The 23,686-nt window shown below is 72.5% G+C and carries 21 protein-coding genes; 10 read left to right on the top strand and 11 right to left on the bottom strand.

The window, feature by feature from the left end:
- Positions 1-104 precede the first annotated feature (104 nt).
- The 5 genes from AB0N27_RS13870 to deoC form a co-directional block, all read right to left on the bottom strand.
- Positions 105-1,010, bottom strand: coding sequence for a M56 family metallopeptidase (locus AB0N27_RS13870; RefSeq protein WP_364368228.1), 906 nt, complete (start codon positions 1,008-1,010; stop codon positions 105-107).
- An 8-nt stretch (positions 1,011-1,018) separates the two neighbouring features.
- The gene (locus AB0N27_RS13865) at positions 1,019-1,477 is read right to left on the bottom strand and encodes a BlaI/MecI/CopY family transcriptional regulator (protein ID WP_364368226.1); all 459 of its coding nucleotides are present in this window, start codon (positions 1,475-1,477) and stop codon (positions 1,019-1,021) included.
- Between the two features lie 429 nt (positions 1,478-1,906).
- On the bottom strand, positions 1,907-2,731 hold the full coding sequence (locus tag AB0N27_RS13860) for an aldehyde dehydrogenase family protein (RefSeq protein ID WP_364368223.1): 825 nt from the start codon (positions 2,729-2,731) through the stop codon (positions 1,907-1,909).
- On the bottom strand, positions 2,724-4,154 hold the full coding sequence (locus tag AB0N27_RS13855; protein WP_364368220.1) for an aldehyde dehydrogenase family protein: 1,431 nt from the start codon (positions 4,152-4,154) through the stop codon (positions 2,724-2,726). Before AB0N27_RS13855 ends, AB0N27_RS13860 begins: the two co-directional genes overlap by 8 nt.
- A gap of 6 nt (positions 4,155-4,160) precedes the next feature.
- Complete coding sequence (gene deoC / locus AB0N27_RS13850) at positions 4,161-5,120, bottom strand: deoxyribose-phosphate aldolase (RefSeq protein ID WP_364368217.1); 960 nt, start codon at positions 5,118-5,120, stop codon at positions 4,161-4,163.
- 127 nt (positions 5,121-5,247) lie between these two features.
- Between deoC and upp the strand changes: the two genes are divergently transcribed.
- Together upp and AB0N27_RS13840 are read left to right on the top strand one after the other, a co-directional pair.
- Positions 5,248-5,880 (top strand): uracil phosphoribosyltransferase, encoded by a 633-nt coding sequence (upp, locus tag AB0N27_RS13845; RefSeq protein WP_139585043.1) that lies wholly within the window; start codon positions 5,248-5,250, stop codon positions 5,878-5,880.
- Positions 5,881-5,954: 74 nt separating this feature from the next.
- On the top strand, positions 5,955-6,632 hold the full coding sequence (locus AB0N27_RS13840; RefSeq protein ID WP_364368213.1) for a GPP34 family phosphoprotein: 678 nt from the start codon (positions 5,955-5,957) through the stop codon (positions 6,630-6,632).
- 36 nt (positions 6,633-6,668) lie between these two features.
- On the opposite strand, the gene AB0N27_RS13835 is transcribed toward AB0N27_RS13840, so the two are convergent.
- The gene (locus tag AB0N27_RS13835; protein WP_364368210.1) at positions 6,669-8,336 is read right to left on the bottom strand and encodes a phospho-sugar mutase; all 1,668 of its coding nucleotides are present in this window, start codon (positions 8,334-8,336) and stop codon (positions 6,669-6,671) included.
- A gap of 48 nt (positions 8,337-8,384) precedes the next feature.
- Positions 8,385-10,439, bottom strand: a complete 2,055-nt coding sequence (locus AB0N27_RS13830) for a serine/threonine-protein kinase (RefSeq protein WP_364368207.1) — start codon at positions 10,437-10,439, stop codon at positions 8,385-8,387.
- Positions 10,440-10,644: 205 nt separating this feature from the next.
- On the opposite strand from AB0N27_RS13830, the gene AB0N27_RS13825 reads away from it, so the two are divergent.
- Both AB0N27_RS13825 and AB0N27_RS13820 read left to right on the top strand, forming a co-directional pair.
- Positions 10,645-12,228: a methylmalonyl-CoA mutase family protein gene (locus tag AB0N27_RS13825; protein ID WP_364368204.1), complete on the top strand. Its 1,584-nt coding sequence runs from the start codon at positions 10,645-10,647 to the stop codon at positions 12,226-12,228.
- A 530-nt stretch (positions 12,229-12,758) separates the two neighbouring features.
- Complete coding sequence (locus AB0N27_RS13820; RefSeq protein ID WP_364368201.1) at positions 12,759-14,018, top strand: amidohydrolase; 1,260 nt, start codon at positions 12,759-12,761, stop codon at positions 14,016-14,018.
- Here the strand turns inward: AB0N27_RS13820 and AB0N27_RS13815 are convergent.
- The gene (locus AB0N27_RS13815) at positions 13,975-14,937 is read right to left on the bottom strand and encodes a DUF4349 domain-containing protein (RefSeq protein ID WP_364370685.1); all 963 of its coding nucleotides are present in this window, start codon (positions 14,935-14,937) and stop codon (positions 13,975-13,977) included. The genes AB0N27_RS13820 and AB0N27_RS13815 overlap by 44 nt on opposite strands.
- A 93-nt stretch (positions 14,938-15,030) precedes the next feature.
- Between AB0N27_RS13815 and AB0N27_RS13810 the strand changes: the two genes are divergently transcribed.
- The 4 genes from AB0N27_RS13810 to AB0N27_RS13795 all read left to right on the top strand — a co-directional run bounded on the left by AB0N27_RS13810 (position 15,031) and on the right by AB0N27_RS13795 (position 18,442).
- Complete coding sequence (locus AB0N27_RS13810; protein WP_364368198.1) at positions 15,031-15,660, top strand: MBL fold metallo-hydrolase; 630 nt, start codon at positions 15,031-15,033, stop codon at positions 15,658-15,660.
- Positions 15,661-15,663: 3 nt separating this feature from the next.
- A complete protein-coding gene (locus AB0N27_RS13805) occupies positions 15,664-16,608 on the top strand; it encodes a hypothetical protein (protein WP_364368196.1) in 945 nt (314 codons plus the stop codon).
- 74 nt (positions 16,609-16,682) lie between these two features.
- Entirely contained in the window at positions 16,683-17,417 is a 735-nt protein-coding gene (locus AB0N27_RS13800) for a hypothetical protein (protein ID WP_364368193.1), read from the top strand.
- A gap of 65 nt (positions 17,418-17,482) precedes the next feature.
- Complete coding sequence (locus tag AB0N27_RS13795; protein ID WP_364368190.1) at positions 17,483-18,442, top strand: GNAT family N-acetyltransferase; 960 nt, start codon at positions 17,483-17,485, stop codon at positions 18,440-18,442.
- Positions 18,443-18,514: 72 nt separating this feature from the next.
- Here AB0N27_RS13795 and AB0N27_RS13790 read toward each other — a convergent pair whose 3' ends face one another.
- Positions 18,515-18,970: a gamma-glutamylcyclotransferase gene (locus tag AB0N27_RS13790; RefSeq protein ID WP_364368187.1), complete on the bottom strand. Its 456-nt coding sequence runs from the start codon at positions 18,968-18,970 to the stop codon at positions 18,515-18,517.
- Positions 18,971-19,076: 106 nt separating this feature from the next.
- On the opposite strand from AB0N27_RS13790, the gene AB0N27_RS13785 reads away from it, so the two are divergent.
- Positions 19,077-20,480 (top strand): NAD(P)H-quinone dehydrogenase, encoded by a 1,404-nt coding sequence (locus tag AB0N27_RS13785; RefSeq protein WP_364368184.1) that lies wholly within the window; start codon positions 19,077-19,079, stop codon positions 20,478-20,480.
- Here the strand turns inward: AB0N27_RS13785 and AB0N27_RS13780 are convergent.
- On the bottom strand, positions 20,437-21,147 hold the full coding sequence (locus tag AB0N27_RS13780) for a DUF998 domain-containing protein (RefSeq protein ID WP_364368181.1): 711 nt from the start codon (positions 21,145-21,147) through the stop codon (positions 20,437-20,439). The genes AB0N27_RS13785 and AB0N27_RS13780 overlap by 44 nt on opposite strands.
- Before the next feature lie 179 nt (positions 21,148-21,326).
- Positions 21,327-21,950, bottom strand: a complete 624-nt coding sequence (locus AB0N27_RS13775) for a DedA family protein (protein ID WP_364368178.1) — start codon at positions 21,948-21,950, stop codon at positions 21,327-21,329.
- Between the two features lie 516 nt (positions 21,951-22,466).
- Between AB0N27_RS13775 and thrS the strand changes: the two genes are divergently transcribed.
- Positions 22,467-23,684 (top strand): threonine--tRNA ligase, encoded by a 1,218-nt coding sequence (thrS, locus tag AB0N27_RS13770; protein WP_364368175.1) that lies wholly within the window; start codon positions 22,467-22,469, stop codon positions 23,682-23,684.
- The last annotated feature ends 2 nt before the right edge of the window (positions 23,685-23,686 follow it).

The raw sequence follows: 23,686 nt of genomic DNA, 5'->3' as shown, positions 1-23,686 counted from the left end.
ATGTTTAGCTACTACACATTGTCGTAGGGAACGTCTGCTGCGACGCGTAGTACGTGAGGGAGCGCGTGCTCGTCCCCGGACCGGGGCGCGGCGGGCGGGTCAGCTCAGGACAGGAACAGCGTGACCGGGAGGGCGACAAGTGTGGTGGCGACCGCGAGGGCTACGGCACCGACCACCCGGGGCGGCCGGTCGATGACCAGCAGGCGCTGCACCCGTACGTCCAGATCGCGGTCGCCCACGCCCAGCGCGCCGGCCGGGGTGATCCGGTGACCGGCGGCGGCGAACCGGCGCAGCGCGCCCGCGAGGGGCGCCTCGGCGTGCAGCTCGCGCGCCTTGTCGTCGGCGCGCATCTCGACCAGCAGGGCGACCCGCTCGTGCGCGTCGCGGACCCAGCCGAACCACGGCAACGCCCGGCAGAGCGCGGTGAACGGCAGCAGCACCAGGTCGTGCCGCTCGTGGGCGTGCGCCCGCTCGTGGCTGAGCACCGCGGCCAGCTCCGCCCGGTCCAGCAGGCTCAAGGTGCCGGCACTCACCACCACCTGCGGCTTCACGCCCGGCAGGCAGTACGCGGCGGCGCTCGGATGATCCAGCACGAGCGCGCCGGGTGCGGCCGGGTCGTCCCGGGCGACGAGGGTGAGCAGGTCCCGGTGGCGACGCTGGGCGCGGACCGTGCCGTGGATGCTGCGCACTGTCGTGGCGAGCAGTACCGCGCCGATGCCAAAGCCGACCCCGACACCCGCCAGGTGGAAGGCGGTCTCCCCGACGGGCAGGGTGCCGTGCGCGAGATCGGAGGCCAGGGCGAGCAGCGCGCTTCCGGTCGGCAGGTCGTACGCGGTCAACCCGAGCGCCATCGGCAGGCCCATCGCGGACAGGCCCAGCGCCAGGCCGACCGCCTGCCAGCAGACGATCGCCACCCGGGGGCTGCGCCACGTCCAGGTCGAGCGGGCCAGCACCTGAGCGGTCAGATAGCAGGCCAGCATGGTGGCGGCGAAATGCACGGCGTACGCCATGGCGCGCCCTACCGCTCCGCTGCCTCGTCGGCCGTCCGCCGGCCCGCCGGCCCGTCCACGCGGTCGGTCAGCTCGGCCCCGCCGGAGGTGCCCGTCGCGGTGAGCCCGGCCTCGCTGCCCAGCGCCGCGCGCAGCACCTCGGCCTCGGTGCCGGTGACCGAGCGGGCGAAACGCACGAGCGCGGCGTCCCGGCTGCCGCCCAGGTCGAGGGCGTCGAGCATGAGCTGGGCGATGTGCGCCTCACGGCTGGCCGCCGGCCGGTACCGCCAGGCCCGGCCCTCGCGTTCCCGCTGCACCATGCCCTTGCCGGCGAGCCGGTCCAGGACGGTCATCACGGTCGTGTAAGCCAGCTCGCGGCCGTCGAGCGCGTCGGCCACCTCGCGCACGGTCACGCCGTCCGACGTGCCCGGGACCACGTCCCACAACACGTCCATCACCGCACGCTCAAGATCGCCCAACCGAGTCACAAGCCAATCCTACCCCCGGTAGTAGACCCTTACCTCCCGCGCCCACCCCCAACCCCGGGGCTGATCATGAGGCTGACCGGCCGAGCGAGATCGAACACCCGCCAACCCATGACCACCGACCAAGACCGACGGGCCGGCCGAAGATCCGCGCAACTTCAGCGATGTTGCTGCCTCCCGGGCGATGGAGGCAGCAACATCCCTGTTCCTGTGCAGATCTTGGGCTGCCGGCGGCGGCGGGGCAGGGCAGGGCAGGGCGGGAGGAGGGGAGGGGAGGGGCGGCAACCCAACCCGAGGCAGAACCCGTGAGCTGACCCACCCGACGAACCCGCCCCACGTCAGGTTTTCCGGGGAGCCCTGCCCACGCAGGGATCAAGCCTGACCGCCCGGAGTGGGCAGGGCTCCCCGGAAAACCAAGAGGCCGGGAGCGAATCACACCCCCTTGGGGTGCCAGACCGTCTTCGTCTCCAGCAGGGACGTCATCCGGGCCAGACCCGGGTCGGCGGACCAGTCGTGCTCGGTCGGCGCCGGCCGGAGCACCCGCTTGAGGTTCTCGGCGGCCTTGACCTCAAGCTCGGTGGCCAGCTCGGTGTCGGTCACCCCGGTCAGGTCGATCGCGTTGACGTCCATGTGCGCGGCAAGCGTCGGCGCGGTCTCGGTGATCGCGCCGGTGAGGATGTTGACCACCCCGCCGGGCAGGTCGGACGTGGCGAGCACCTCGGCAAGCGTCACCGCCGCCAGGGGCTCGGACGGCGACGCCGCGACGACCACCGTGTTGCCTGTGACGATCGCCGGGGCGATCACGCTGACCAGGCCGAGCAGCGCCGGACGCTCCGGGGCGACAACGGCGACCACCCCGGTCGGCTCCGGCGCGGAGATGTTGAAGTACGGGCCGGCGACCGGGTTGGCGCCGCCGTACACCTGGGCGAGCTTGTCGGCCCAGCCGGCGTACCAGACCCAGCGGTCCACTGCCGCGTCCACCTCGTCGCCGGGGATGCCCAGGGCCACGAACTGCTCGCGGCGGCCCTCAAGCATCTCGGCGGCCCGGTAGAGGATCTGACCCCTGTTGTACGCGGTCGCGCCGGCCCAACCCTTCACGGCGGCGCGGGCGGCGACCACCGCGTCCCGGGCGTCCTTGCGGGAGGCCAGTGACACATTCGAGGACTGCACGAGATACGACCGTCCCGACTCGCTGCGCGGGAACTTCCCGCCGATGAAGAGCTTGTACGTCTTGCGTACCGCGACCCGCTCAGACATTGAGGTAGCCCTCCAGCCCGTGCCGGCCGCCCTCGCGACCGTAGCCCGACTCCTTGTAGCCACCGAATGGCGAGGTGGGGTCGAACTTGTTGAACGTGTTGGCCCAGACGACTCCGGCGCGCAGCCGGTCGGCCATCCACAGGATCCGGGAGCCCTTGTCGGTCCAGATCCCCGCCGACAGCCCGTACGGCGTGTTGTTGGCCTTCTCGACGGCCTCGGCCGGGGTGCGGAAGGTGAGCACCGACAGCACCGGGCCGAAGATCTCCTCGCGGGCGATCCGGTGCGCCTGGGTGACCCCGGTGAAGATGGTCGGCGCGAACCAGAAGCCACGCTCGGGCAGGTCGCACGGCGGCGACCAGCGCTCGGCGCCCTCGGCCGAGCCGGCGTCGGACAGCTCGCGGATCCGCTCCAGTTGGGCGGCCGAGTTGATCGCCCCGACGTCGGTGTTCTTGTCCAGCGGGTCGCCGACGCGCAGCAGGGCCATCCGCCGCTTCAGCGACTCCAGCACCCGGTCGGCGACGTTCTCCTGGACCAGCAGGCGGGACCCGGCGCAGCAGACGTGCCCCTGGTTGAAGAAGATGCCGTTGACGATGCCCTCGACGGCCTGGTCGATTGGCGCGTCGTCGAAGACGATGTTGGCGGCCTTGCCGCCCAGTTCCAGGGTGAGCTTCTTGCGGGTGCCGGCGACGGACCGGGCGATGGCCCGGCCGACCTCGGTCGAGCCGGTGAACGCGACCTTGTCCACGCCGGGGTGCTCGACAAGCGCGCGACCGGTGTCGCCGGCGCCGGTGACGATGTTGACCACACCGGCCGGCAGCTCGGCCTGCTGGCAGATCTCGGCGAAGAGCAGCGCGGTCAGCGGGGTGGTCTCGGCGGGCTTGAGCACCACCGTGTTGCCCGCCGCGAGCGCCGGGGCGATCTTCCAGGCCAGCATGAGCAGCGGGAAGTTCCACGGGATGACCTGCGCGGCCACGCCGATCGGCTGCGGGTTCGGCCCGAATCCGGCGTACGGGAGCTTGTCGGCCCAACCGGCGTAGTAGAAGAAGTGCGCGGCGACCAGCGGCAGGTCGACGTCCCGCGACTCCCGGATCGGCTTGCCGTTGTCGAGGGACTCCAGGACGGCCAGTTCACGGGAGCGCTCCTGGATGAGGCGCGCGATCCGGAACAGGTACTTCGCCCGGTCGCGGCCCGGCATCGGACCCCAGACCTTGTCGTACGCCTTACGGGCGGCGCGTACCGCACGCTCCACGTCCTCGGCGCCGGCCTCGGCGATCTCGGCCAGCACCTCCTCCGAGGCGGGGTTGATCGACTTGAAGCTGCCACCGTCGGTCGGGTCGACGAACGTACCGTCGATGAACAGCCCGTACGAGGGTTTGAGGTCCACCACCGAGCGGGACTCGGGGGCGGGGGCGTATTCGAACATCGGCTATCAGTCCAGGGTGAAGTAGTCGGGACCGGCGTAGGTGCCGGTCGTCAGCTTGGTGCGCTGCATCAGCAGGTCGTTGAGCAGGCTGGACGCGCCGAAGCGGAACCAGTCCGGGTCGAGCCAGTCCGCGCCGACGGTCTCGTTGACCATCACCAGGTACTTGATCGCGTCCTTGGTGGTCTTGATGCCGCCGGCCGGCTTCACGCCGACCTGCCGCCCGGTGGCGGCGCGGAAGTCGCGGACCGCCTCCAGCATCACCAGGGTCACCGGCAGCGTGGCCGCGACGGGGACCTTGCCGGTGGAGGTCTTGATGAAGTCGCCGCCGGCCAGCATGGCCAGCCACGAGGCGCGGCGCACGTTGTCGTAGGTGGCCAGCTCGCCGGTCTCCAGGATCACCTTGAGGTGGGCGTCCCCGGAGGCCTCCTTGGTGGCCACGATCTCGTCGTAGACCTCCTTGTACCGCCCGGCCAGGAACGCACCCCGGTTGATCACCATGTCGATCTCGTCGGCGCCGGCCGCGACGGCGGCCCGGGTGTCGGCGAGCTTGATCTCCAGCGGCGCCTGACCGGACGGGAACGCCGTCGCCACGCTCGCCAGGTGCACACCGCTTCCGCGCAGCACCTCGGCGACGTGGGGGACCATCGCCGGGTAGACGCAGACCGCGCCGACGTGCGGGCACGACGGGTCGGCCGGGTCGGGGCGCAGCGCCTTCGCGGCAAGCGCGCGCACCTTGCCGGGGGTGTCGGCGCCCTCCAGGGTCGTCAGGTCGACCATGCGGATCGCCAGGTCGATCGCCTGCGCCTTGGCGGTGGTCTTGATGGAGCGGGTGCCGAGCTGTGCCGCCCGCTGCTCCGCGCCGACCTGGTCCACGCCGGGCAGGCCGTGCAGGAAGGTCCGCAGAGCGGTCTCGGATCGTCCCAGCTCGGAGAGCTCCGACCGGGCCGACGTCGTTGTCGCCGTCATGCCACGAAGTCTACGCACGAAACAGCTGAGTGATCTTGGTCACGCCGGGCCGCTCCGACGTGAGCGGCGTCGCTGCACCGAGCGCAGCCGCACCGCGGCGCCGACCGGACCGGTAGGTTGAGCGATCGTGGACGTACACGTCATTGACCACCCGCTGGCCCAGGCCCGGCTGACCGCCATGCGGGACGCGCGCACCGATTCGTCGACGTTTCGGGCGTCGCTGCACGAACTGACCACCATGCTGGTGTACGAGGCGGCGCGTTCCTTCCCCGTCGAGCGGTACCCGGTGCAGACGCCAGTCACCGGCACCGAGGGCACCCGGCTGGCGAACCCGCCGCTGCTGGTCCCGGTGCTGCGGGCCGGGCTGGGCATGGCGGACGCCGCGCTGGGCCTGCTGCCGGAGTCCTCGATGGGCTTCGTCGGTCTGGCCCGCGACGAGGAGACGTACGAGCCGCGCGCGTACATGGAGTCGCTGCCCCGCGACCTGGCCGGTCTGCCGGTGCTGGTGCTCGACCCGATGCTTGCCACAGGCGGCTCGCTGGAGCACTGCTGCCGGCTGCTCGCCGACCGGGGCTGCACCGACATCACTGTGCTCTGCGTCCTCGCCGCGCCTGTCGGCATCGAGCGCCTGGAACGCTCCGGTCTGCCGTTGCGCCTGGTCACGGCCTCGATCGACGAGGGGCTGAACGACCGCAAGTTCATCGTCCCGGGCCTCGGCGACGCCGGCGACCGCCAGTTCGGCGGCATGCCCCGGTTCTGACGCGTTACCCCGGTCGGTGCCGGGTCCGGCGGGTTCGCGCGCGGTGTGGCGCGGACCCGCTAGCGTCTCCGGCCATGACTGGTGTTGCGCTCGCCGAGGAGTTGCTGCTCCTCGCCTACGACGACACGACCGGCAAGGCGACCATGCCGCGGATCAGCCTGGACCTCGGCATGGCCGCGGCGGTGCTGGTCGAGCTGGCCCTGGCCGGTCGGATCGCGTACGCCGACGGCTCCCTGACCGTGGTCGACCCGACGCCCACCGGCGAGCCGGTCGCCGACGAGGTGCTGGGCCGGATCGCCGCCGACACACCGCACACGCCGGCGTCCTGGGTGCAGCGTCTACGACACGGCCTGCGCGACAGGATCCTCGGTGACCTGTGCACCCAGGGTGTCGTCAGGGATGTCGACGAGACCGAGCTGGGCTTCATCCACGTGCACCGCTACCCCGTGGTGGACAGGTCAGTCGAGGCGGACACCCGCCAGCGGCTCACCGAGGCGCTGACCGGCGCGGCGGCCCCGGACGAGCGGACCGCCGCGCTCGCCACCCTGGTCGTGGTGCTGCGGATGGAGACCGCGCTGGGGATGAACGGCGAGACCGCAGCCGACGCCCGCCGCCGGCTGGAGGAGATCGCCACCGGCGCCGGGTTCTCCGGCGAGGTGAGCGCCGACGACTCGGTGGTACGCCCGTCGGTGGGCCTGGTGGTCGCGGCCCTGGGCCGCGCCGTCGACCAGGCCCTCGGCCCGCGCCGCTGACTGTCGCGCGGACGGCCCGGACGTGGCGCGCGGGATTCAGATGCCCAGGGCGGCGCTGACCTCGGCGCGCAGCGCGGTGACGGCCGACGCCGCGCGGCCGCGGGCCGTCGCGACGTCACCGTCCACGACGGGTTCCACCACCTCCAGGTACGCCTTGAGCTTCGGCTCGGTCCCGGACGGGCGGATCACCACCCGGGCCGCGGCGGTGCGCAGGATCACCACGTCCGACTCGGGCAGCAGATCCTTGGCGCTGTCCACCGGCTGCCCGAGCAGCGTCCTCGGGGTGGCCGCCCGGATCCGGGCCATCGCGTCGGCGATCAGCCGCAGGTCGTCCACCCGGACCGAGAGCTGGTCGGTGTGGTGCACGCCGAACTCCGCAGCGAGCTCGTCCAGCCGGTCGGTGAGGGTACGACCCTGCGCCTTGAGGCCGGCGGCGAGTTCCGCCACGGTCAGCGCGGCCGTGATGCCGTCCTTGTCCCGTACGTGGTGCGGGGCGACGCAGTAGCCCAGCGCCTCCTCGTAGCCGAAGACCAGTGGCGCACTCCCGCCGCCGGCCCGGACGATCCACTTGAAGCCGGTGAGCGTCTCGTCGTACGGCAGGCCCCGGGCGGCGCACATGGCCCGCAGCAGGGACGACGAGACGATAGTCGTCGCGTACAGCCCGGTCACCCCGCGCCGCATCAGGTGGTCGGCGAGCAGGACACCGACCTCGTCGCCGCGCAGCATCCGCCAGCCGTCGCGGTCGTCACGGACCACCACGGCGCAGCGGTCCGCGTCCGGGTCGTTGGCGATGGCGAGATCCGCGCCTGTCGAGTCGGCCAGGGCGATCAGCCGGTCCACCGCTCCCGGCTCCTCAGGGTTGGGGAACGACACGGTGGGGAACTCCGGGTCCGGCTCGGCCTGGTCGGGCACCACACCGGGCACCGGGAAACCGGCGCGGGCGAACGCGGCGGTGAGCACCGCCGCGCCCACCCCGTGCAGCGGGGTGTACGCCACGCTCAGGTCCCGCGACCCGTCCGGGTCGATCACCGCTGTCGCCCGTTCGACGTACGACGCGACCAGGTCGTCGCCGAGCACCTGGCCGGGCGCGCCCAGCGGCACCTCGGTCAGCGGGCCGACCGCCCGGATGGCCGCCTCGATGCCGGCGTCTGCGGGAGGCACGATCTGCGCTCCCGCGCCCAGCTCGCCGCCCAGCTCGGCACCCAGGTAGACCTTGTAGCCGTTGTCCTGCGGAGGGTTGTGGCTGGCCGTCACCATCACGCCGGCGACCGCGCCGAGCTGGCGCACCGCGTACGCCAGGACGGGGGTGGGCAGCGGGCGCGGCAGCAGCAGCGCGGGACGCCCGGCCCCGGTGGCCACCTGGGCGGTGCGCTCGGCGAACTGCCGGGAGCCGTGCCGGGCGTCGTACCCGATCACCAGGGGGCCGGTGCCGCCCTGCGCGGCGAGCCAGTCGACCAGGCCGGCGGCGGCCCGGGTGACCACTGCCAGGTTCATCCCGTTCGGGCCGGCGCGCAACGGCCCACGCAGGCCCGCGGTGCCGAAGGTGAGCGGCCCGGCGAACCGGTCGGCCAGGTCGGGGGCGCTCGACGGCAGCGCGTCGAGCACCGCCGTCAGCTCGTCCCGGCTGGCCGGGTCCGGGTCGTCGGCCAGCCAGCGCCGGGCTTGCTCACGAATGTCGTCGATGTCAGTGGTGTCCGCCGCCATGCCCCTTGATAGCACGGCGGCGGATCACCGCTGTCGGTTCCCTCCGGCTCAGCCGTCCCCGGTGAGCTGGAACGTGCGCACCATCTCGTCGAAGATGGGCTTGCTCTCGGCGAACTTGGCGTCGGTGGCGGTCAGGTAGAACGAATACGCCTTGCCGCCCTGCGCCACACCCCGCCAGACGCCATGCCGCATGGTGTCGCCCTCGCCACATGTGTACTCGAATTCGGCTGCCGGTTTGGCGGCCAGCTCCGTCTCCGTGGCGCTGATCTGGGCGTACGGCTTGACGCAGGAGGTGCTCTTGGTCTTGAGGCCGTTCTCGGCCGTCTCCGCCCACCGGGCGGAGCTGCTGGACCACTTCTCGGTGATGATGCGCACCTTGCGGCCGCTGTCCTCCGGGTCGATGTAGTCGGTGTAGGAACCGCCGGTGGCCTTCTTCCAGCCCTTCGGCACCATGACCTGGATGCCGCGGGCGGCGTGCTCCTGCATCTCGACGCCCGGTCCCGCGGCGGCGGACGGCGAGGGCTGCGCCTGCGGGGGAGGCGGGGCCGGATCGTCGCCGCCGGAGAGTGCCACCACGGTGATCAGCAACACGACGGCCAGCCCGCCGGCCGCGGCCAGCTGGATCTTGCGTGGCCAGCCCTTGACCGTGCTGACCAGTTGACCGCCGGTGGCCCGGACCTTGTCGAGGGCGCCGCCGCTGGACGTGGCGGGCGTCGTCCAGGGCTGGCCGGTGCCCGGCACCGACCACTGGTTGCCGCCGTAGGTGCCCCCGACGCGCTGGGTGGCCTCCGGCGCGCCGCCGTACCCGACCTGCTGGGTGGCGTCGGACTGGTTGCCGTAGGTGACCCGCTGGGTGGCGTCCGGGTGCGCCCCGGCGTCCACCCGCTGGGTGGCGTCGGCGTTGCCGCCGTAGGTGCGCCCGACGGCGGGCCGCCCGGGGGCGGGCATCGCGCCGGTCGGGGTGTGCAGCGGACCGGCCAGCGCGTCGGCGCTGGTCTCGTCGAGCCCGGCGGCGCCTGCGGGAGCGGCAGGCGGCGGGCGTTCGCCGCGACGCAGCGCCGCCAGCCGGTCGGTCAGGGACTCTTCGGGGGCCAGCATCGCCCGGCCGCCGATCTGGTTGTCCGGCTTGGGCTCCGGCTGCGCCGGCGGGTGTACGGGTGCGGGGCGCTGCTGCACCGGCACCACGGCGTACGGGTCGGTGACCGAGTGCACTGCGGTGGCGGTGCTGCCCAACGGGCCGGCGAGCAGCTCGCGGAGCATGGCCCGGGAGGTGTGCACGTCCAGGCGGCGGGCCGGGTCCTTCTCCAGCAGACCCATCAGCACCCGGGTCAGCGGGCCGCTGCGCTGCGGCGGGGCCGGCGGGTCCTCGACCACCGCGTGCATGGTCTCGATCGGGTCGCCCTTGTCGAACGGCGGCCGGCCCTCGACCGCCGTGTAGAGCGTCACACCTAGCGAGAACAGGTCGCTCGGTGGGCCGAACTCCTGGCCCATGGCCCGCTCGGGTGAGATGAAGTGCGGCGAGCCGAGCACCATGCCGGGGGTGGTGAGCTGCACGTCGGTCGGCATCCGGGCCACACCGAAGTCGGTGAGCACGCAGCGGCCGTCGGTGCAGATCAGCACGTTCGCCGGCTTGACGTCGCGGTGCAGCACGCCGATCGCGTGCGCGACCTCCAGCGCCCCGAGCAGCGCGATGCCGATCTTGGCGACGGCGCGGGGAGCGACCGGACCGTCCTCGATCACCATGTCGGCGAGGCTGCGCGCGTCCAGCAGCTCCATCACGATCCACGGGCGACCGGCCTCGGTGACCACGTCGTACACCTGCACCACTGCCGGGTGCTGGATCGCGGCGGCGGCACGGGCCTCGCGCAGGGTGCGTTCGTACATGGCGTCGCGGTCGCTGGGGGCCAGCCCCGGGGGCAGGACGACCTCCTTCACCGCCACGTCACGGCGCAGCAACGTGTCTGTGGCGCGCCAGACCGTACCCATGCCGCCGTTGCCCACCGAGGACCGCAGCGAGTACCGGTCACCGATGGTGGTGCCGGGTGCTGCGCGGCCGTTGGCGGGACTGACTGGTCCGCCGCTCCACGTCGGGATCTGAGTCACAGAAAAGCCACCGGGGGAAATCGAGGGGGCTGGGACACAACCCCCCTATCTTGCTGGGTCCGACGCCCGATATGAAAGCCGACGCGACGGGCGTTTATCGAAGTCGACAGAACGTGCCCTGTCGTTCACCTCCTGTCGACCGGTCGGGACGCAGTGTGCGGTATCCCTCACCCGACGACATGCCCGGGCGACCTACCATCCGGGGATGAGCGAACGGCGGTCAAGCGAGTCCGGTTTTCCGATCAAGGGCGTCTACACGGGTGCCGACCTTCCGGAGGACCTGGACTCCCGGCTGGGCGGTCCCGGCGAATTCCCGTACACCCGGGGCGTCTACCCCACCATGTACACCTCCCGCCCGTGGACCATGCGCCAGTACGCCGGTTTCGGCACCGCCACCGAGTCCAACGCGCGGTACCACCAGCTGTTGCGGGCCGGCACCATGGGTCTCTCGGTCGCGTTCGACCTGCCGACCCAGATGGGCTACGACTCCGACGAGCCGATCGCGCACGGCGAGGTCGGCAAGGTCGGCGTGGCCATCGACTCCATTGAGGACATGCGGCTGCTCTTCGCCGACATCCCGCTGGACAAGGTGTCCACCTCGATGACCATCAACGCGCCCGGCTCGGTGCTGTTGCTGCTCTACCAGCTCGTGGCCGAGGAGAACGGGGTGCCCGGCGCGGCGCTCAACGGGACCATCCAGAACGACATCCTCAAGGAGTACATCGCCCGGGGGACGTACATCTTCCCGCCGAAGCCGTCGCTGCGCCTGGTGGCCGACACGTTCGCGTACTGCCGCAAGGAGGTGCCGAAGTGGAACACCATCTCCATCTCCGGCTACCACATGGCCGAGGCCGGCGCGACGCCCGCGCAGGAGATCGCGTTCACCCTGGCCAACGGCGTGGAGTACGTGCGGGCGGCGCTCGCCGCCGGGCTCGCCGTTGACGACTTCGCGCCCCGGCTGTCGTTCTTCTTCGTGGCCCGCACCACGCTGCTGGAGGAGGTGGCGAAGTTCCGCGCCGCCAGGCGGATCTGGGCCCGACTGATGCGTGACGACTTCGGCGCCAAGGATCCGAAGTCGATGATGCTGCGGTTCCACACCCAGACCGCAGGCGTGCAGCTCACCGCGCAGCAGCCCGAGGTCAACCTGGTCCGGGTGGCGGTGCAGGGGTTGGGCGCGGTGCTCGGCGGCACCCAGTCGCTGCACACCAACAGTTTCGACGAGGCCATCGCGCTGCCCACCGAGAAGGCCGCCCGGCTCGCGCTGCGGACCCAGCAGGTGCTGGCGTACGAGACGGACCTGACCGCCACGGTGGACCCGTTCGCCGGCTCGTACGTGGTGGAGGCGATGACGGCCGAGATCGAGGCCGCCGCCGTGGAGCTGATGGAACGGGTGGCGGACCACGGGTCGGCGGTGGACGCCATCGAGGCCGGGTTCCAGAAGCGGGAGATCGAGCAGTCCGCGTACCGGATCGCCCAGGAGATCGACTCGGGTGAGCGGGTGGTGGTGGGGCTCAACCGGTTCACGGTGGACGAGGAGGAGCCGTACGAGCCGCTGCGGGTCGACCCGGCGATCGAGGCGGCGCAGGCCGAGCGGCTGGCGCGGTTGCGCGCCGAGCGGGACGCCGACGCGGTGGCGCGGGCGCTCGCCGACCTGCGGGCCGCCGCCGACGGTACGGAGAACGTGCTGTACCCGATGAAGGAGGCGTTGCGGGCCCGCGCCACGGTGGGTGAGGTCTGCGGGACGCTGCGCGAGGCGTGGGGGCTGTACCGACCGACCGATCGGTTCTGATCGCCCTTCTGTCGTTTTCCCAGGTCAAGGGGTGTTTCCGGGCTTCGGCGGAGCTACCGTGGAGGGCGGAACCCCTGGGCGGCGTGGCCCTCGCGGGGGCGTTTGCGGTGTGCCCACCGCGGTTTGCGGGTACCTCGACCGGGTCGTCGGGACGCACACCCTGTGCGGTGACGGTGGTCCCGTGCGTGTGAGCGTCTTTCCGGCTCGTTGCGGAGCGTGGTCGGCTAATTGTCGGAGTGTCAGTTCATCAACCCGACTAATGCGACAATTCGCAACAGGGGCCGGTGACCGGCACCGAGATTCGTGACCGCCGGGATCGGTTACGCGTTGTAGGAGGTGAGGGGCAGATGACGGCCTTCGACCGCGATCTACCTGCTGTCCCGCACCTCTCCGAGCGTTCTCAGCAGGGCATACGTGACGCTGCGCGGTCCGATCATTACCGGAACGAGGTTGCGCAGCGTCACCGCCGGAGGTCTAGGCTGTCTGCTGTTCCCGATGATCCATCCATTTCTAGTGATCGAGAATTCGACGTGACGAGTGCGTTGACGCTGCCCACCGGCAGCCAGCTGGCGTCGTCCTGGCCGGAGCCGCCGCCCGGGTCCCAGCCGCTGCCCAGCGACCTGGACCACCTCCTGGCGCTCCGGGTACCCGGGCTGATCGCCACGCGCCGTCACATCCACTCGCACCCCGAGCTGTCCGGCACGGAGTTCGAGACGGCCGCCCTGATCGCACGGGAGCTGTCCCTGGCCGGCCTGCAACCTCGGCTGCTGCCCAAGGGCAACGGCGTGATCTGCGACATCAACGGCCGCCCCGACGGCCCGGTCGTGGCGCTGCGCGCCGACATCGACGCGTTGCCGCTGGACGACTCCAAGGACGTGCCCTACCGGTCCACCGTGGAGGGCGTCTGCCACGCCTGCGGCCACGACGTGCACACCACGATCATGCTCGGCGTCGGCATGCTGCTGGCCCAGCTCGCCGACCTCGGTGAGCTGGACGGCCGCGTTCGGCTGATCTTCCAGCCGGCCGAGGAGATCCTGCCCTGCGGTTCGCTGGAGGTCATCGAGGCCGGTGGCCTGGACGACGTGGTGCAGATCTTCGCCCTGCACTGCGACCCGAACCTGCCGGTCGGCCAGGTCGGCCTGCGGGTCGGCCCGATCACCGCGGCCGCCGACAACGTCACAGTCCGGCTCTCCGGCCCCGGCGGGCACACCGCCCGTCCGCACCTGACCGTCGACCTGGTCGACGCGCTCGGTCGGCTGATCACCGAGGTGCCCGCCCTGGTCAGCCGCCGGGTGCCGGCCAACAGCGGCCTGCTGCTGGTCTTCGGCCACGCCTCGGCCGGCACCCGCTACAACGTCATCCCGTCCGAGGCCAGCGCGTCCGGCACCCTGCGGGTGATGGACCGCGACACCTGGGAGCAGGCCCCGAAGATCGTCGCTCAGGTGGTCCGGGACGTCATCGCCCCGACCGGCGCGAATGTCGACCTGGAGTACCTGCGCGGCCGGCCACCTGTGTGCAACGACTCCCGGGCCATCCAGGTGCTGACCGCCGCCACCGGCGCCGCCCTCGGCCCGGAGGGAATCGCCGAGACGCCGCAGAGCATGGGCGGCGAGGACTTCTCCTGGTATCTGGAGTACGTCCCCGGCGCACTCGCCCGCCTCGGTGTGGGCCGCTCCGGCCCCAACGTCGACCTGCACCGCGCGTCGTTCGACGTGGACGAGGGGGCCATCCCGGCAGGCGTACGCGTCATGGTGCAGACCGCGCTGCGGGCACTTGCGGCGGCGCGCTGACCGGAGCGACAAGGGCGGGTGACTTCCGCCGTCGCAGCACCACCAGCAGCACCGCAAGCGGTACGCCGAGCGCCACCAGCCACGGCAGCAGCGCGCCCAGCACCGTGAGCAGGACGGTCATCGAGACGACGAAGGCCTTCCAGCCGCCCCGGAGCCCGACCAGGAAGCCGGTCTCGGCCTTCTCCTCGGTGGCCTTCGCAGCCGGCCCGGCCAGCGACACGGTGACCGTGGAGAGGGCGGTCAGGTCGGCGAGGCGTCGCTTCTTGGCCTCCAGCGAGGCCAGGTCGGCCTCCCGGCGACCCAACTCGTTCTCCAACGACACCAGGTCGGCGATCGAGGTGGCGCGGGCCAGCAACCGGCGGGCGCTGTCCACCCGGGCACGCTGACTGGTGATCCGGGCGTCCAGGTCGACGGTCTCCTCGGTGACGTCCTGGGTGCTGATCTCCCGGCTCTGCTGCCGGCCGAGCTTCGCGATCTCGTCCACCACGCCTGTGAACCTCGCCGCCGGCACCCGCAGCTCCAACTCCGCCACCGCGTCGGCGTCGGCGCTGCGTCGTTGGTCACCGCCGACGAAGCCGCCGGCCCGGGTGGCCACGGCGGTGACCTCGCGGGCGGCCGCGTCCACATTGTCGACCTGCACCCGCATCGCTCCGGTGTAGATGATCGCCCGCTGGTCGACCCGCAGGTCCGGTGCGCCGGCTCCGGCGGCCCCCGGCGCTTCCGCTGCGGCGTCCCGGCCCGCCTCGCCGCCGACGACAGGCGCCTTGGCCGCCGAACCCGCGCTGTCCCGTGCCCCGCTGTCGTCGCCGCCGGCGCCGCAGCCCGTCACGGCCAAAGCCGCCACCAGTGTCGTCGCCGCCAGCAGTGCGCCGCGGCGTCGTCCCTCCCGTTTGTCCATCCCCGCTCCCATCGTTGTCAGCCGGTGTGGCGATACCTCGGACGTGGCGCGCGCGGCGGCTGGTTCCGGCAGACTGCGCTGAGGACGTCACGATTCGATAATCGAGGAGTCACGATGCGGCTCACCAAGTACGCGCATTCCTGCCTCCGGGTGGAACACGACGGGGGAGTGCTGGTCGTCGATCCGGGGGTGTTCAGCGATCCGGCGGCGTTGGACGGGGCCGACGCGGTGCTGATCACCCACGAGCATCCCGACCACCTCGACCTGGCGGCGGTGCGCCTGGAACTCGACAGGCGGCCGTTCCCGATCCACGGTCCGGCCGCGATCGCCGGCACCCTCGGCGACGCGGCAGAGGCGCTGCGCCCGGTCACGACCGGCGAGTCGTTCACCGCCGCCGGCATCGCCATCCGGGCGTACGGCGGGAAGCACGCGGTGATCCACCCGGACATCCCGGTGATCGACAACCTCGGCTACCTGATCAACGACGTGGTCTACCACCCCGGTGACGCCCTCGTGGTGCCGGAGGAGACACCTGTCGACACGCTCTTCGCGCCGATCCACGCCCCCTGGTCGAAGTTCTCCGAGGTCCTCGACTTCATCCGGGCGGTCGCACCCCGACGCGCGTACGCCCTGCACGACGGGCTGCTCAACGACAACGGGCTGGGTGTGCTCAACCGGCAGTACGCGGCGCTGTCCGGCACCGAGTACCAGCGGCTGGAGCCCGGTAGCCGGGTGGACGTCTGAGCGATGCCCGGCCCCTCCCCGGAGCTGGTACGACAGCTCTACCGCATTCCGCCGGACCGGTTCGTGGCCGCCCGGGACGCGGCCGTGGCCGAGGCCCGGCGGGCCGGCGACCCGAAGTCCGCCCGGGAACTGGCCCGGCTGCGTCGTCCCACGGTGGCCGCCTGGCTGGTGAACCTGCTCGCGATCCGCCGCCCCGAGCTGGTCGCCGACCTGGTGCAGCTCGCGGACGCGCTACGGTCCGCCCAGCGGGACCTGCGCGGGCCCCGGCTGCGGGAGTTGTCCGCCCAGCGTCGGGCCGTGGTCGGCGCCCTGGTCGCCGAGGTCCGCAAGCTCGCCGCTGCGGAGCCCGACGCACCGCCCGTCGGCAAGCTGCCGCTGGCGGAGGTGGAGACAACTCTCAACGCGGCGCTGTCCGACGCCGAGGTCGCCGAACAGGTCCGGGCGGGGCGCCTGCTCAAGTCGGCCACGTACGCCGGCTTCGGCGAGGTGCCCCGACCTCAGCTGCGGCTGGTCACCGGCACCGAGGAGAAGCCGGAGCCGCGCCAGCCGGCAACCAGGCGCGTCCGCACCGAGGCGGCTCCCGACCGGGCCGCCGAGCGCGCCGCGCGGGCCGCCCGCGCCGAACGGGACCGGCAGCGCCGGGCATTGGACCGGGAACTCGCCAAGGCCCGTGCCGATCAGCAGCGGGCCGAGGCCGAGTTGACCGAGGCGAGCGGGCAGGAGCGGGACGGCGCCGAGGCGCTGGACACGATCGAGGCCGAGCTGGCCGAGTTGGAGCGCCGGCGGGCGGTCGCCGAGCAGGACCTCAGCCGGGCCAAACTCGCCAGGCGCGCGGCCGAGCGGGCGGTCACGGCGGCCCGGCGGCGCGCCGGCGAGGTCGAGGCGGCGGTGGAGGCGTTGGCGGCCGAAGAGGGGACTGCGGACTCCGCCGGTGGCGCGGCAGACTGACGATCGATGGACGACGACGAGCGGGCCTGCGGTCCGGCGGTTCCGGGCCGGAGCGGGCCGGGGTGGGCGCTCGGATGACACCGGAACAGGTCGCCGCAGCCAGCAAACCCGTCGTGCTCGACCTGGGCGACGCGTTCAGCCGCAGCCCGACCACGCTGCGGCGGGCCCGGCTGCTCGGCATCTCCGGCTGGGCGTTCTACATCAGCGGCCGGGCCGGCGCGCTCGGCGACGTACGTGCCGAGACGGCCGCCGCCGCCCTCGGCTTCGTCGCGCCGGACGCGGTCGCCGACGGCTGGGACGCCGCCGCCCGGACCGTCCGGCCGATCGAGGTGGCCGCCGCGAGCTTCGCCGAGTGCTGCCAGTGGGGCACGCGGCAGCTCGGTCCGCTGCCCGGGACCGAACGCCTGTCCGCGCTCGTCGAGCGGGCGGTGGGAGCGGCGGACGCCAGCGGCATGCCGCTCTTCGCCGCCTGGCGGGCCATGCCGCTGCCGGAGAACACCCCCGGCGCCCGCACCGCCGCGGGGCTGCGCCTGCTCCGCGAACACTTCACCGGCGCGTACCTGCTGGCCGTGCGTGCCGCCGGGATGACCCCGCTGGAGGCGGTGCTGGCCGGGCCGGAGGGGGAGGCCGGCGCGGTGGCCTGCGGCTGGTCCCCTCCGTACCCGCCGATCGGGCCCCTGGTGCGTCGGCGGCTGTGGGCGGAGGCGGTGACCAACCGGTTGGCCGCGCCAGCGTTCGCGGCGCTCGGCCCGGCCGACGGCGCCGAGCTTGTGGAACTGCTGCACCGGACGCGGGCCGACCTCGGCTGAGCCGGGCGCCGGTGACGAAGAAAATGGGCGGCGCCGGAGCCGATCGGCTGCCAGGATGACCTGCCGTGACCCTCCCCGCAGGTTGGACCGCGCGCCGACCCACACTCGACGACGTTCCGGCGATCCTCGCGGTGGTGCACGCCGCCGACACCTTCGCCATCGGGCATCCCGACTTCGACGCCGACGATGTGACGGCGTCACTCACGGCACCCTTCTTCGACCCGACACGCGACTCCTGGCTGGCGGTCGACCCGGACGGCACCGTGGTCGGCTGGGCGACCGTGGACAACCCGACAGGGGTCGGCCGGGAGTTCGTGGAGGTCTACGTCGACCCGGTACGCGCCGCGACGGTCCGGGCGCCGCTGCTGGCCCGACAACTGGACCGGGTCGCCGAGCGCGCCGCCGAGCGGGGGCTGCCCTCGCTCACCGTCCGCTGCACGGTCTCCGCGCCGGAACGCGACTGGGAGCGGGACCTGCGGGCGGCCGGTTTCACCCGCGCCAAGCGGTACGTCCGGATGAGCCGGCCCCTGGCCGACCTGCCCGACGAGCCGGCGGCCCCGCCCGGCGTGCGGGTGCGGCCGGTACGCCCCGACGACGAAGCCGACCTGCGGGAGTTCCACCGCATCCACGAGTCGGCCTTCGCCGACACCCCGGATCACGAGCCGCTGCCCTACGACCGCTGGCGGGCCCGGATCGGCGACCTGACCGCCTGGGACGAGTGGTTGGTCGCCGAGGTGGACGGGGTGCCCGCCGGGGCGTTGCAGTCCTCGGACCAGGCGCTCGACCAACAGGAGGGCTGGGTGAAGAAGCTGTCGGTGCTGTCCGCGTACCGTCGGCGGGGTGTGGGTGCGGCGTTGCTGCGCCGCGCCTTCGCCCGCTACGCCGCGAAGGGCCGACGCTCGGCCGGCCTGGGCGTCGACCTGACCAACCCGACCGCGCCCCTGTCGCTCTACGAGTCGGTGGGCCTGCGGGAGACCCTGTGGACCGACATGTACGAGCGTGTCGTCCCGGCCGCCGGTGTGTGATTGACGACGCCCGCGGCACCCGGCGGACGCGCCGGTCGCTGACGGTTGCAGACTGGGGGCGTGGGATACGCGCTACGCGGACGCGGTGCCGGTGGGGCGGGACCGCAGCTCGTTGACGTAGTCGTCCGGCGCGCCCGCCTTCTCGGCGGCGTTCGCGATCTCGGAGAGATACCACGACGTGGGCAGGCCACCCTCGTACCCGTCGAACACGTAGATCCACGCGGTCACGTCGCCGTCGAGGGTGGAGACCCGCACGTGCAGCTTGCGGTACGTGCCGGCGGTCGCCCCCTCCAGCTCGTCGAGCTGGGCCGCGTCGTACGGGTGGATGTCATAGATCGCCACGAACACCCGGTCGCCGGGGGACTCGACGACCGTGGTCACCGCGCCCTCCCAGCCGATCACGTCCTCGCCGGCGAAGGTCAGCCGCCACCCCTCGAGCCAGCCGGTGCCCACCATCGGCGAGTGCGGGCAGTAGGCGCGCATCCGGGCGGGATCAAGGTTTGAGCCGTAGGCGGCGTGATGACGCACGGCGATGACGATAGCCCGGCGGACGGGTGGGGGAGAATACGACTGTGCGTGTCGGGTGCGTTCGGGAGAAGAAAGTCACTGTGAGCATCAACGAAGGGCGAACGCTGTGAGCCGGATCGTGATCATCGGCGGAGGGCCGGCCGGGTACGAGGCGGCCCTCGTCGCCGCCCAGCTGGACGCCGATGTCACCGTCGTGGAGGCAGACGGTGCGGGCGGGGCGTGCGTGCTCTCCGACTGCGTACCGTCGAAGACCTTCATCGCCAGCTCGGGGGTGGTCACCGGCTACCGGGACACCGAGGAGTTCGGTGTGCACTCGGACGGTCTGGAGGCGGTGACCGTCGACGCGCGGGCGGTGCACGAGCGGGTCAAGCGGCTGGCGCTCGCGCAGTCCGCCGACATCCACGCCAAGCTGCTCAAGGCCGGGGTCACCTTCGTGGCCGGCACGGCCCGGCTCGGTGAGGACGCTCTCGGGCACACCCACCTGGTCGTCGTCACCCCCGCCGACGGCTCCGAGGAGTACTCGATCGCCGCGTCCTCGGTGCTGGTGGCCACCGGCTCGACGCCCCGGCAGCTGCCCACCGCCGTGCCGGACGGCGAACGCATCCTGACCTGGCGTCAGGTGTACGACCTGCCCGAGCTGCCCGAGCACCTGATCGTCGTCGGATCCGGTGTGACAGGTGCGGAGTTCGCGAGCGCGTACCTCGCCATGGGTGTCGAGGTCACCCTGGTCTCCAGCCGCGATCGGGTGATGCCGCACGAGGACGCCGACGCGGCGTCCGCCATCGAGCGGGTGTTCCGTAACCGGGGCATGGAGATCCTCAACAACTCCCGGGCGGACGCGGTGCGCCGTACCGCCGACGGTGTCGAGGTGGAGCTGTCCGACGGCCGCAAGGTCACCGGCTCGCACGCCCTGATCGCGGTCGGCTCGATCCCGAACACGGCAAACCTGGGCCTTGCCGAGTACGGCGTGGAGCTGGGCCGGGGCGGCTACGTCACTGTCGACCGGGTCTCCCGGACCAACGTGCCAGGCATCTACGCCGCCGGTGACTGCACAGGGGTTCTGCTGCTGGCCAGCGTCGCCGCCATGCAGGGCCGGATCGCGATGTGGCACGCGCTCGGCGAGGCGGTCCGCCCGCTGCGGCTGCGGACCGTCGCGGCGAACGTCTTCACCGACCCGGAGCTGGCCACCGTGGGTGTCTCGCAGGACGAGGTGGACGCCGGGAAGGTGCCGGCCCGGCAGGTGATGCTGCCGTTGTCCGGTAACGCCCGGGCCAAGATGGACGACCTCTCCGACGGCTTCGTGAAGTTGTTCTGCCGGCCGGCGAGCGGTCAGGTGATCGGCGGCGTGGTGGTCGCGCCGAAGGCCAGCGAGCTGATCCTGCCGATCACGATGGCCGTGGAGAACAACCTGACCGTCAACGAGCTGGCGCAGACCATCACCATCTACCCGAGCCTGTCCGGTTCGATCACCGAGGCCGCCCGCCAGCTGATGCTCCACGAGTTGGAGTGACGGCGGCGGGCGCTCGTCCCAGAAGCACTCCAGGTGGCCGGGGTGGGAGCCCAGACGGCGATGCCACGGGTCGGTGTCCGGAGCGGGCGAGGACGAGTGCCACCGCGGTGAGCACACCGACCTCGGTGAGGATGAGCAGACGCTCGGCCAGTCCGATCAACATGCGCTCACCGGGGTAGGCCGACCAGACCATGGCCGCGGCCAGGACGAGACTGGCCACCGCCAACCCGCGTAGCCACCGGGCGGCCGGTGTCAGCTGGTCCCGGCGGGCCAGCAGCCAGCCGCCGACCGGCAGCGACAGGAAGGCGACAACCGAGGCGTACCGGTGGAGGTAGGCGGCGGTGGTCATGGCGGTGCCCGGCTCGTTCGTCGGCACCACGGCGGCCAGCACCAACCCCGCCACCCACGCACCGAGCAGCAGTTCGGCCGCCCGGTCGGGCGGCGGTCCGGTACGGCGCAGCCCGTACATCAACGTCACTGTGGCGAGTGCCAGCACCACCATCGCCACGTCGATGACACCGCCCCGGTCGGAGACGGCGAAGTCGCTGATGGTCAGCGCCCACGGGTTGAGGTCGTCGTTGACTTCCAGGTGACCGATCACGGTGAGCAGCGCCGCCACGACGATCCCGCCGAGCGCCAGCAGGCCGGTGTTCCGGATAACAGGCATGCCCCAGCCTGTCGCCGCAGGAACCCCAGCCGAATCCGGGACGCCCACCGAGTTCCACCCCAGGAACAACCCCTAAAGGCCCGAATCCCAGGTCGATCTTGCACTTTCGGTCGTGCTTATGTGCGCCTTACCCGAATTGTCGGGGCAGAAAGTGCAAGATCGCGCGGGGAGGGAGGGGGTTAGTCCAGGGGGAGCTGGGGGGCGGGGGTGGTGGTGCGGGCGTGGCGGGCGCTGATCAGGGTCATCGCCCATCCGGCAGCGGCGAAGCCGGCAGCCGCGGCGGTGGCGATGATGGCCAGCCGCCACGCCGACTCGGTGAGCGCGGTGCCGCCGAGGTGCCCGACAAGCGCGCCGTACGTGGCCCAGCCCAGCGCGGCGACCGCCTCGTACAGCACGAACAGCCGGGACGGGTAGCGGCTGCGGCCGGCCGAGAAGCAGGCCGCCATCCGGCCGCCGGGCACGAACCGGCACAGCAGGATCACCATCGGCCCGGGTTGTCGGAGCCCCTGGGTGACCCGGTTGGCCATCCGGCGGGCCCGGCTCGGCTCCGCGTGCCGGGGCGCCCTGCGGTCGGGAGCGCCTCGACCGAGCAGGTAGCAGGCCAGGTCGCCGGCGAACACGCCGAGCGCGCCGACGGCGATGGTGACCGGCAGGCTGAGCCCGCCGTAGACGGTGAGCGCACCACTGGTGATCATGACGATCTGGGTGGGGATCACCGGGACGAAGGCGTCCGCGATCAGCAGAGCGAGCAGCACCAGGTACGCCCACGCCGGCGATGCGACGTCAGTGAGTAGTTCGGGCACGCCTGCCACCTCGCCGGATGCGGCCGATTGGGTGTCTCGAGCCTGACGGCGTGTCCGGCGTCACCGTGGACAGCCCTGGCCCGGCGTGACCGTCGACACGGCCAGGCCACCCCTGTTCAACGAGGCGAACGGACCTCGAGTGACGGTTCCGGGGTCGTCCCAGCCCCGTCGGAGCGGTCGGCGGATCAGCGCCCGTCGGCGTACCGTTGTCGGCGCGGCTCCGCCCGTCGGGTCCCCCGTTCCTGACGATTTCGAGCCGCCAGGGCCGCCGGCGGGTCCCGCGCCGGCGGCCCACCCCCTGCGCGCCGCCGCTAATCCGGGTGCGTCTGCGAGTGCCAGGCGGGTAGCGTCGCCGTATGCGCAGTGCGGTAGTGGTGACCACGACGCCGGGTGTCCCCGGCGCGCCGCTCTGACGTAACCACAGTCGACAAGGCCCCGGGGCGATCCGCCCCCGAGGGCCGTGCGGCGTTCGGTGTCCAGGTCGCCTCCGGGTCGTACCCGATCCAGGAGCCCGACATGATCGACCACCGTAGGCTCGGCCGTGAGCTGGACCTCTTCGTCTCCGATCCGCTGGCCGGCGCCGGCCTGCCGATCTGGCTGCCCGCCGGCGCCGCCGCCCGGCACGCCGTGGAGGAGTACGTCCGGGAGTTGGAGCGCCGCTCCGGCCACCAGCACGTCTACTCGCCGCCGCTGGGCAAGCGCGAACTCTTCGAACTCTCCGGGCATCTCGGCTACTTCGCCGACGACATGTTCCCGCCGATGCGGTTGAGCGCCGACGACGAGTTCGTGCTCCGGCCGGCGCTCTGCCCGCACCACGCGCTTGTGTTCCGGGCCCGGGGCCGCTCCTACCGGGAGTTGCCGCTGCGGGTCGCGGAGCTGGGCGGGATGTACCGCTCGGAGCGTTCCGGGGTGCTCGGCGGGCTGTCCCGGGTCCGTGCCATCTCGCTCAACGACGCGCACACCTTCTGCGCGCCGGAGCAGGTGGGCGCGGAGGTCGCCGAGATCCTGGGGCTGATCCGGGCGGCGCACGCCGCGCTCGGCGTCCGTCCGGCCGGGTTCCGGCTGTCGCTGCGCGGGCCGGGCGGGAGGTACGTCGGAGACGACGCGCAGTGGGCGTACGCCGAGGATCTGCTCCGGGGGGCGCTGGCCGGGGTGGAGTACGTCGAGGCGCCCGGGGAGGCGGCCTTCTACGGCCCGAAGGTCGACATCCAGATCGTCGACGCGGCCGGTCGGGAGTCGACCATCTCCACCATCCAACTCGACTTCGACAAGCCGGAGCGGTTCGACCTGTCGTACACCGACGCGGACGGCAGCAGGCGTCGGCCGGTCATGGTGCACCGCAGCCTGGTCGGCAGCATGGAGCGCCTGTTCGCGTACCTCATCGAGGTGCACGAGGGCGCCTTCCCGGCCTGGTACGCGCCGGTCCAGCTGGCGCTGCTGCCGGTGGACGCCGGGCAGGTCGACGCGGCGGGCGAGCTGGCCCGGAAGGCCGTCGACGCCGGTCTGCGGGTCGAGGTCGACGTCGCCGGCTCGTTGGGCGCCCGGGTCCGGGACGCGGCCCGCCGCCGCGTCCCGTACCTCGGGGTGCTGGGTGCCCGGGAGGTGGCCGACGGGCACCTCGCGCTGCGCCTGCGCGGCGGCGGTGCCCTGCCCCCGATGCCGGCCGGCGCCGCGCTCGCCCTGATCGGCGGGCAGGTCGCGGCCCGATCGGCGGATCTGCTCCCCCCGGACTGACA

The organism is Micromonospora sp. NPDC093244, from assembly GCF_040683695.1.
GTDB lineage: Bacteria > Actinomycetota > Actinomycetes > Mycobacteriales > Micromonosporaceae > Micromonospora.
The sequence above is the reverse complement of the archived record's forward strand: the minus strand, read 5'-3'. Positions and strand labels throughout refer to the sequence as shown.

Coding starts and splice junctions, on each gene's coding strand:
- AB0N27_RS13870 (WP_364368228.1), bottom strand. CDS start 1,010: ATGGCGTACGCCGTGCATTTCGCCGCCACCATGCTGGCCTGCTATCTG.
- AB0N27_RS13860 (WP_364368223.1), bottom strand. CDS start 2,731: ATGTCTGAGCGGGTCGCGGTACGCAAGACGTACAAGCTCTTCATCGGC.
- AB0N27_RS13855 (WP_364368220.1), bottom strand. CDS start 4,154: ATGTTCGAATACGCCCCCGCCCCCGAGTCCCGCTCGGTGGTGGACCTC.
- deoC (WP_364368217.1), bottom strand. CDS start 5,120: ATGACGGCGACAACGACGTCGGCCCGGTCGGAGCTCTCCGAGCTGGGA.
- AB0N27_RS13840 (WP_364368213.1), top strand. CDS start 5,955: ATGACTGGTGTTGCGCTCGCCGAGGAGTTGCTGCTCCTCGCCTACGAC.
- AB0N27_RS13835 (WP_364368210.1), bottom strand. CDS start 8,336: ATGGCGGCGGACACCACTGACATCGACGACATTCGTGAGCAAGCCCGG.
- AB0N27_RS13825 (WP_364368204.1), top strand. CDS start 10,645: ATGAGCGAACGGCGGTCAAGCGAGTCCGGTTTTCCGATCAAGGGCGTC.
- AB0N27_RS13810 (WP_364368198.1), top strand. CDS start 15,031: ATGCGGCTCACCAAGTACGCGCATTCCTGCCTCCGGGTGGAACACGAC.
- AB0N27_RS13805 (WP_364368196.1), top strand. CDS start 15,664: ATGCCCGGCCCCTCCCCGGAGCTGGTACGACAGCTCTACCGCATTCCG.
- AB0N27_RS13800 (WP_364368193.1), top strand. CDS start 16,683: ATGACACCGGAACAGGTCGCCGCAGCCAGCAAACCCGTCGTGCTCGAC.
- AB0N27_RS13780 (WP_364368181.1), bottom strand. CDS start 21,147: ATGCCTGTTATCCGGAACACCGGCCTGCTGGCGCTCGGCGGGATCGTC.
- thrS (WP_364368175.1), top strand. CDS start 22,467: ATGATCGACCACCGTAGGCTCGGCCGTGAGCTGGACCTCTTCGTCTCC.